Raw genomic sequence first — 9,063 nt, 5'->3', positions numbered from 1 at the left:
TAAAATTAGAAACCCCCCACACCCCCCCTCCCCCCCCGGCTCTGGCTCCCCACACCCACGCTGGGGAGTGGGGTTGGGGGTGAGGGCCAGGGATTCCGACCGCCAAAAAAGTCTTTATAGAGCGGATTTAATAGCACTTTTAACTAATAATAGGGAACGAGATCGCATCGGGAAGAATCCAAAATATTAGTTATTGCCGTCAATAACTTTTCACCATTAACCCGAACAGTTTGTAGATGCTCGTGCTGGATCGGTGTTAGTTCGGTAGTTGCTAATAGTCGGGCAATTTCCAATACATCAGTAATTGGGGCAGTCATTTCATCAGTTATCATTGCTAATAGCTCATCCTGAGCTTGAGCTGCTAACTCTAACTTTTGCTGGGCGATTTGGAGTCCATCATACTGCCGTTTAATTCGCAGCATTAGGGCAACTCTAGCAATCAATTCGAGTCGATTGACTGGCTTGGCAATTAAGTCTTCTGCACCTGTAGACAAACACCGTTCTAGCTCCTTTTTATCAGTCAAAGCAGTTACCATGACGATCGGCACCGACTGCCATCTGGGTAAGGCTTTAATCCGGCGACAGACTTCGATGCCATCGAGATCTGGCATCATCACATCGAGTAAAATCACATCGGGTTGAAATCGATCGACTCGATCGAGTGCGCGTTGCCCACTAGAGGCATAATGGAAAATATAGTCTTCTTTATTTAGTAAAACTTGAATGACATCAAAGTTGTTCGGATCGTCATCAATAACCAGAATCGAGGCAGGAGTAGTCATAAAATATCGATGCTAAGGTGTGTCGGAATCGTGCGTGAAAATCGGCAGTTGCGTTTGATGATTTACTACATCTAGGCGATTAATTCTTGAATTGTCGCGGCTAGTATTCCCAATGTAATGGGTTTGGCTAAATACTCATTTGCGCCAGCTTCCAGACAGCGTTCGCGATCGCCACTCATAGTTAGAGCAGTGAGAGCAATAATCGGTAGCCGCTCGAAATAAGGATCGCTGCGTAATTGGGAGATCGCTGCCAAGCCATCGAGGATCGGCATGTGGATATCCATTAAGATGGCTTCGGGATGATGCAACTGCGCTAGTTCGATCGCCTCCAGACCATTTTGGGCAAAAATAGTAGTGTAGCCTTTGGCTTCTAGATAGTCCGTGAGTGTTTCGATCGTCGATCGATCGTCATCGACAATGAGGATCGGCGGCTTGCGAGATGGTAGCCGATCCGGCGATGGGTAAGAAAGTAATTCTGTCAATCTTGGCGGATTGGCACTCCAGGAGCATGAAAATCGATCGTCATTGGGGGAACTTATCGCGCTCTCATCCGCAGATTCCGCTGTTGCTAATGGGAAAATAAACGGTAGATTGCCGCAAGGTAGATCGAGCGTAAACCGACTGCCAACATTAATCTGACTGCTCACACCGACTCTACCGCCATGCAGTTCGACAATCTCCCGCACCAGATTTAGCCCCAAACCCGTCCCCTTAGTTTGACGGCTCAAAGCATTATCGATCTGGACAAATGGCTGAAATAGCTGACTCAGATCCTCTGGCGCGATCCCAATTCCGCTATCTACGACCGCGAACTGAATCCAAGCGGTAGCTTGAGGAGCGGTAGCGAGATGATGGCTGACTTCCAAACTCACACGTCCATCTTCAGGCGTAAATTTCACCGCATTGGAGAGCAGATTGATCAGCACTTGTCGAATCCGCAGTTCGTCTACTATTAACTCGGGTAGCTGCGGGGGCAGATTTACGGTTAGTTGAATATTCTTTTGAGAAGATTGCTGGTTGACAAATGACAGACTCTCATGGCAGAGATCGGCGATGTTAGTTGGCGTGCAGTATAGTTCAAACTTGCCTGCTTCGATTTTTGCTAAATCGAGAATATCGTCGATCAATTGCAGTAGATGATTACCACTGTTGGCGATCACTTCAATACAACGAAGTTGTCGCTGGTTGAGCTGACCGTAGACTAATTCGGTCAACCCCTCAGACATCCCCAGAATTGCATTGAGCGGCGTGCGCAGTTCGTGACTCATGTTGGTAAAGAAACTAGTCTTCGATCGATCTGCTGCTTCGGCTAATTCTTTAGCAGCCTTGAGTTCGATCGTGCGTTCTTCGACTTTGCGTTCGAGAATATTAAATGATGCTTCTAGTTCGGTATACAATCTAGCATTCTCGATACTAATTGCTGCTTGAGCGACGATGACTTTGAGGATGTCCAATCGATCGCGAGTAAAAGCACCAAGCATGAGCTGATTTTCCAAATATAATACCCCAATTAACCGACCGCGATCGACGATCGGACAACACAAGACACTTTTGGGTTGATGCTGGTGCAAATAGAGATCGCCATGATACTCCGTAGCATAATCGGCACTCGACAACAGGATCGGTTCCAAACTCCGCTGGACTCGATCGATGACACTAATTGCTAGCTCGGGACTCAATCTGAAAGAAATCGGCGCGAGCAACTGCGGCTGCTGTCCCAGTTCTACCTTCGCAACGACATTGAGATCTGCTGCGGTTTTGAGTAGCAAAATACATTTGTCTGCGCCTGCATTGGCAACGACAATCTCCAGGAGACTAGTGATGATTCGATCGAGTTTAATCTCCTCAGAAATCGCTTGTGAGGCTTTGAGCATCGTATTCAAATCCAAAAATTCACAGCTACCAGTAATCGAGTTCTCGATCGTCGATGATATATCGTCAGTGACAGCTCGATCTTTAGTCAGAATCGGTGCGAGTAATTGCGGATAGAGTGTGGTTAGATGCGTACACTTGGCAGTCGCACCCCAACGATCGTAAGCATAATATGCCTCGATCGCGTAAGATTGAGCGATTTTATCTTTACCCCAATCGAGGTAAAACTTCGTCGCTAGTTCGTTTGCAAGGGCTTCTTCATGGATGAATTGATGTTCTTTCGCACCCGCGATCGCCAGATCGTAATATTCGATCGCTGCGGCTCGATCGCCTAAAACTCGCTGCTTTTCAGCTTCAATTAATTGCCATTTGTGAAGGTAATTCGTAGGAGTTTCTTGTGCCAATTTGAAGATTGTAGCTTGATAAATTTCAACTTGGAAAAGAGTTGCAGATTTGTATTGTTCTAATTGTTCGCTAGCAAGAGCCAAATATGTCAGAGCAGCATAAAAATGGAATACCGCAGCCGAAATCATCCCTGAGATTGCTGGTAAATATTGTTCGCCTTGACTAATATTCTCTACCGCAGCCTGATGATTGCCAAATAAGTATGCCAGCATTAACTTATAGATATGTACATAGGCAATAGCAATAAATTCACTATCTTGAATGTGTTTGGGAATCATCACTGTTTCATCGTAAGCAGCACCGCTCAAGCACTCCGGCTGACTTCCGGTTGCCGTCAAATTTATTATTACCTGCTGCTTCATCCGCAGATAAGCCATCGCAGAATATTGTTTGATCCGCTCCAAAGCCGTACTATAAGCTGAGATTTCCGATTCCAAAATATTTAGGTCTACTCCACCGAGTAGGTTTGCATCAAAGTAACAACAGATGCCATAGCCGATAGCAAGGAGATCGCCAGATTCCATGCTGGCTGCGTAAGCATGTTTTAGTGTTGGGATAGTCGATCTAATTGGTTCTTGACGATGTTGAATCCAAGTGGCAAATAAAAATGAAATTCGACCTTGAAATTCTCTGGTATTAAGTGCATCCACTAACGCCAGTGCCAACTTACCAAAACGATAACCCGTGTCAACATCTCCGAAAAAGGCACTCAGTACAAATCCATAATTAGCGTATCCCATTGCTGATGCAGGTATGTTACCGAACTGGATCGACAAGCTCACCATCTTGATACTTAAAATGGGCATTAACTGTGGGACGGTAGTAAAAATAGGTGCGCTCAAATCTGCGAGTAATTCCATTGCTAGCCGTGCTTGGAGATCGCTCATCGCAGGTAAATCTAGCAGATCTTCAACTTGCCTGCTTTGAAGTTGGCTCTTCAAAATCTCCAGTGCTTCAACCGTCTTGGCTTCAGTTGGTGTGGTGGGGAGTTCAAACCCCAATTGAGAGAGTACTGTTGCACCTGTATAGATTGCTTCCTCCCCTTTACCACTAGCCGTGAGTACAGCAATCTGAATCCTGTAGATTTCCACCCGATCCAAAATAGTTCGAGCCGATCGTATTACAATAGCTGCGATCTCTTCCATTCTATCGAGCTTACCTGCTAAATAAGCAGCTTCAGTAGCAGCGATGTGCAGATCCAAAGTTAGCTGATATTGGGTTTCCCAACAGTCGATCTCCAAGAGTTCGATTCCTATCTGAAAATAAATATTTGCCGCAGCATAAGCAGTAGAATTCCTAGCTTTCTTACCTGCATTTAAGTTAAGATCGACAATTCTTTGTCGATCGCGTAGATCGGTAACTAAGTCTCTAGCTATATTTAGATGTCCGACAATATCAAACAGCTTTTCTTCAGCAACCGTCTCTGAGTAATTTTGCTGAAGTAATTGCCCGATTTTGAGATGAGTTGCTGGTCTTTGGTCTTCAGAAATCAACGAGTAAGCTGCCTGCTGAACGCGATCGTGCAAGAAAGAATAAACTGGATTAGCCTCTGTTTTTGATGCCGATTGAGTACTGGAATTATTGAAAAACTTGTATATATCTGTAGTTGGCATGAGGAAGTTTTCTTGCAACCCACTCCACAGTGCTGCTGCCGTCTCTGCTGGCGATCGCTCCAAAACGATTGCTAAGGTATTGAGATCGAATTGGGCACCGATACAGGCGGCTAGAGCGATCGCTACTTGAGTGTCGATCGGCAACTTTTGCAATTGCAATGCCATAAATGCTACGACATCATCAGTAACCGCTAGCGATCTCACTTGAGTCAGATCGCAACTCCACCCGCCAACTTTTCCATTCGCACTCAATCGATCGAAACTAATCAGTCCATCTTCATATAATGCTTTGAGAAATTGGGTCGCAAAAAATGGATTACCTTGAGTTTTGAGTGCTACTAATTCAGCTAAGGGTTGAGCTGTGAGGAGATCGCAACTTAATGTATCTGCTACCAATTGATTTAAATCTGCTTGGTCGAGAGATCTTAGCGTAATGGTATTGACCGTTATCCCAGTTTTTTCAATCTCATCTATCGCCAAGATCGCCGGATGAATTGGTGATACTTCGTTATCCCGATAAGCTCCTAATACTAATAAATATCCGACATCCTGCATCAATGATTGCAACAAATTCAAAGATGCTAAATCTGCCCACTGCAAATCGTCGAGGAACAGCACCAGTGGATGTGCTGCCGTACTAAATAATCTCATGAATTTCTGCATCAGGAGCTGAAATCGCTGCTGTGCGGCACTACCAGACAATTCTGGAGCTGGCAGTTGCCCACCGATAATCAGTTCGAGTTCGGGAATAACATCAATTAAGACTTGTCCATGTTCGCCAACAGCCGCCAGGATCTGGGTCTTCCAAGTCTGCAATTGGAGATCTGATTCACACAGCAATTGTCCAATCAAATTGCGAAAGGCTTGTACGAAAGCTGAAAACGGAATATTGCGCTGGAATTGGTCGTACTTACCATTGATAAAGTAGCCGCGTTGCCGGACAATCGGCTTATGAACTTCACGAATCACTACAGTTTTACCGATTCCCGAAGCACCAGCAACCAGCATGATTTCGGGGATACCCTTACTGACTCGCTCAAACGCATTGAGTAGTGTGGCAACTTCTGGCTCTCGTCCATAGAGTTTTTCGGGAATCAGAAAACGGTCGCTCAGATCTCGCTCTCCTAGATCGAATAAGTCGATTTTGCCGTGTTGTTGCAACTGAGCGAGGCAAATTTCTAGATCGTGCTTTAATCCCAGTGCATTTTGATAGCGATCCTCAGCATTTTTGGACATCAACTTACTGACTAGCTGCGACACCATCAATGGGGTGTTTGTTTTGAGTTGACGCACTGCCAGCGGTTGTTTCGCAAGATGACTGTGTACCAACTCCAGCGGATCGGTAGATATAAATGGTAACTGTCCAGTCAGTAGTTCGTAAAAGGTGACGCCGAGAGCGTAGTAATCGCTCCGATAGTCGATCCCCCGATTCATCCGTCCGGTTTGTTCGGGAGCGATATATGCCAACGTGCCTTCGAGCATGTTGGCATTTTTGATTTCTTGAGTTTCCTTGGGCAACAGCGAAGAAATACTAAAATCGATTAGCTCAATCTGGTGCGTCTGGGGATGAATCAGAATGTTGGCGGGTTTGATATCTTTGTGAATCACCCGATGACAATACAACCCTTCCATGGCTTGGGCAATTTGGATGGCGATCTGGAGAAACTCAATTACTTTGGGCAAACTATCACCAAAAGCTCCCGATTGCTGTAAGTAAGACTTTAGGGAAATGCCACCGCAATCCTCTAGAACTAGCGCATAGGAGTTGCGGTAGGGTTCTAGCGCGAGAGTTTTGATGACATAGGGTAGATCTAAATCTTTGCCAATTTCGTATTTATGACGAAACTTCAGCAGTTCGTGAAAGCTGGGAAAGGGATTGCGGAGTAGTTCGATGGTGACTGGATAACGATCTATCTCTCGAAGTGCCCGATAGATGGATGTACGATTGCCTGTATAAATTTCCTCGATAACGGTATATCCTGGTATGCACACGATTGTCTCCATTTTCCAGTCCTCATCAATAAGCAACTATGTCGAAGACGGCTAGGAACCAAATTTTAATGTCAAAGCTCTAACATCTTGTGTTAGATTGCTGCGATCGATTAAAAAGTCAAGTTACTAGCCGTTCTAGTAGATATCTTATAGTCTGCCCCGTGGACTAGCTGTAATCTAGATCGTGTGTCGATGGTTTAGGATTTTCCCTGCCTAAAGGTCTGATGCTAGTTTTCGCGACGGTTCATAGGAAACAGGCTCGATACATTCCGTTGCAAAAATCCCACAGTGCAGCAGAAGTCAGTTCTAATCCCTGCATCACCCCAGCTTTATCTCCATTTGAGTCATCGATATGATGCGCCAGTTTCATTATTTCATCAGCATGACCGACCTCTAGCTCTCCATGTAGATAGAACCATGATAGAACCGAATTATCTAACGTCGTCCGAGCCAGTTCTTTGTTTACTATTTCATCTCTTTGCTCGCCACGAACCTCCATCAAAATAGCTGCACCCACTCCTATGTAAGGATTAGGGTCGGAGTATAATGCCTCTAAAGATTGGCTCAATTTATGCCCCGGCAATAACATTTCCGTAGTGATAAGTTGCGGTTTGTATGGTTCGAGAGCAAGCGTTAATCGATCGAATATTTTTCGGTGTATCTGAGACACATCGCCATTTCCCAGCTCTTCATTCAACTGCTTCGCCAAAATACAACGAATGTGTTCATCGTCAATGTGAGCGACAACAAGAGCCAGCCGCCGAGTAAAATGGGAAACAATTCCTTCCTGAAAATTTGCAAATAATAGCCATAGACTGGTCAGATTTGCAGGTTCTCGGTGTAACCTTTGGAAGAAAGGATGAGACTCAACAGAATTATCTTTATAGTGCCTAGTCGTCTCTTCAATAGATTGTAAAGATAAAGTTAATTGCGAAGTAGCTACGATCTTTGGAGATTTTATTAGATTTGCTTCTGGATTCAGGTAGACAGCAACTCGCTGATGCTGTTTCTCTCTGCGGAATGAAGTGTATGATTGCATCCCAATTCCTGCTTCTAGAGGACGAATCGCTAACGATCGAATTGCTGAGTGATATGTAAATACAGGAAGACTGTGCTGAATGAAGTATAGGTCGAGCCGATCGCAGACAACTCGATCGTCAGGTGCATAATTGGAGACTGGTATATATAGAGTTCCGCTTGAGGGACTTTCATCGTCTCCAGCAATAAGAGAAAAACAGGTGATAGCTGACTTTTTGGAGAAGGATGTTTGACCGGGTGCCATTGCTTGGCAGAATTCGATCGCGTCGCCCGGTACATAGTTGCGTGCTGCACTTAGGGCTGATTCTAGTTCTGCGGGTGTGGCATCTTGGTGGCGGAGGTAGACTTTGACTCGTGCGCGGTCGTGGGCGGCGAGATCGAGTGAGAAGTAGACAAACTGGTCTTTGTCGGGGCCGCGTTGCGCTGCTGTCTCGGCAAGGGTCGGCCATGCGTGGGTGAAACCGAGTCGGACTAAGGATTCTTCGATGACTGCTGCCGATCGACTCGGGGATTGGGCTTGGGGATTGAGATAGAGTTTAAATGCTGGCTCTTTATCGGGATAAAAGCAGACTGCGTGCCACATCGAGAATTTTGCTTCGGGATTGGTGGGCGCAAATAAGTCGGCAATCTGCTCGAACCTGTCGAGGCTGACGTTAAAATTTGCGGCGAGGTGCTGGTTGAGATCGAGTCCGGCTTGCCAGTTGGATTGGAGAGTGGGGTCGCTGCCTTGGGCTTCGATGAGGACGCGGAGTTCGGTCTGCTGCGGATCGAGCGCTAGGGAGAATTCAAAGGGGGCGCAATCGTCGGAAACGTCCGATCGCCAGGTGGTCGTTTCACCAATGCGGCGATCGCCCCAGGAGGTAGTCAGGGCGCGAAATACGTGGATGACTCGATCGAGTTGAGCGTTTAAGCCGACAGCATTACACAGGGCGGTCAGTTTTTCGATGCCACATTCCACATAAGTTGGTGCGGGTACTAATTTTTCTGGCTCGAATCCAGGTTGTGAAAATTGCTCGATCGAGCCGCGCTCTTTTACAGGTAGAGTTGAATTTACTAATAAATTTGCAGATGTATCGGATTGATTTAGCGATACATACTTACTTTCAGAACTAGTCATGATAAACCCCAATATTTAAGATAGTAGTTTTTATTTTCTACGCAAAATACTTTGGTTAAATCCTAGCACAAGAATATATGAATCGTTACAATTGTCATTTTTACTACATTCAGCCTACGGATTTTAATTTTATTAAAGCTTAAGGCCAGAAATTAATCTCAATCGGCAAAAATTATGGTATAAAATTTTCAGGAAATTTCATACCATGACCACAGCAAACATCATCTTCATCGAAGAAATTATT

At 45.3% G+C, this 9,063-nt stretch carries 3 protein-coding genes; all 3 read right to left on the bottom strand.

Annotated elements, in window-relative coordinates:
- Positions 1-143: 143 nt before the first annotated feature.
- Complete coding sequence (locus tag RMO52_RS21835) at positions 144-782, bottom strand: response regulator (protein ID WP_309743002.1); 639 nt, start codon at positions 780-782, stop codon at positions 144-146.
- 71 nt (positions 783-853) lie between these two features.
- Positions 854-6,676 carry an AAA family ATPase gene (locus tag RMO52_RS21830; RefSeq protein ID WP_310418526.1) on the bottom strand — a complete coding sequence of 1,941 codons (5,823 nt, stop codon included), beginning with the start codon at positions 6,674-6,676 and terminating at the stop codon, positions 854-856.
- Positions 6,677-6,908: 232 nt separating this feature from the next.
- The gene (locus tag RMO52_RS21825; protein WP_310418523.1) at positions 6,909-8,819 is read right to left on the bottom strand and encodes a tryptophan dimethylallyltransferase family protein; all 1,911 of its coding nucleotides are present in this window, start codon (positions 8,817-8,819) and stop codon (positions 6,909-6,911) included.
- Positions 8,820-9,063: the final 244 nt, after the last annotated feature.

This window comes from Chamaesiphon sp. OTE_8_metabat_110 (assembly GCF_031382685.1).
In the GTDB taxonomy this organism is placed as follows: Bacteria; Cyanobacteriota; Cyanobacteriia; order Cyanobacteriales; family Chamaesiphonaceae; genus Chamaesiphon.
Note: the sequence above shows the minus strand (reverse complement) of the source record. Positions and strands in the feature narration are given on the sequence as shown.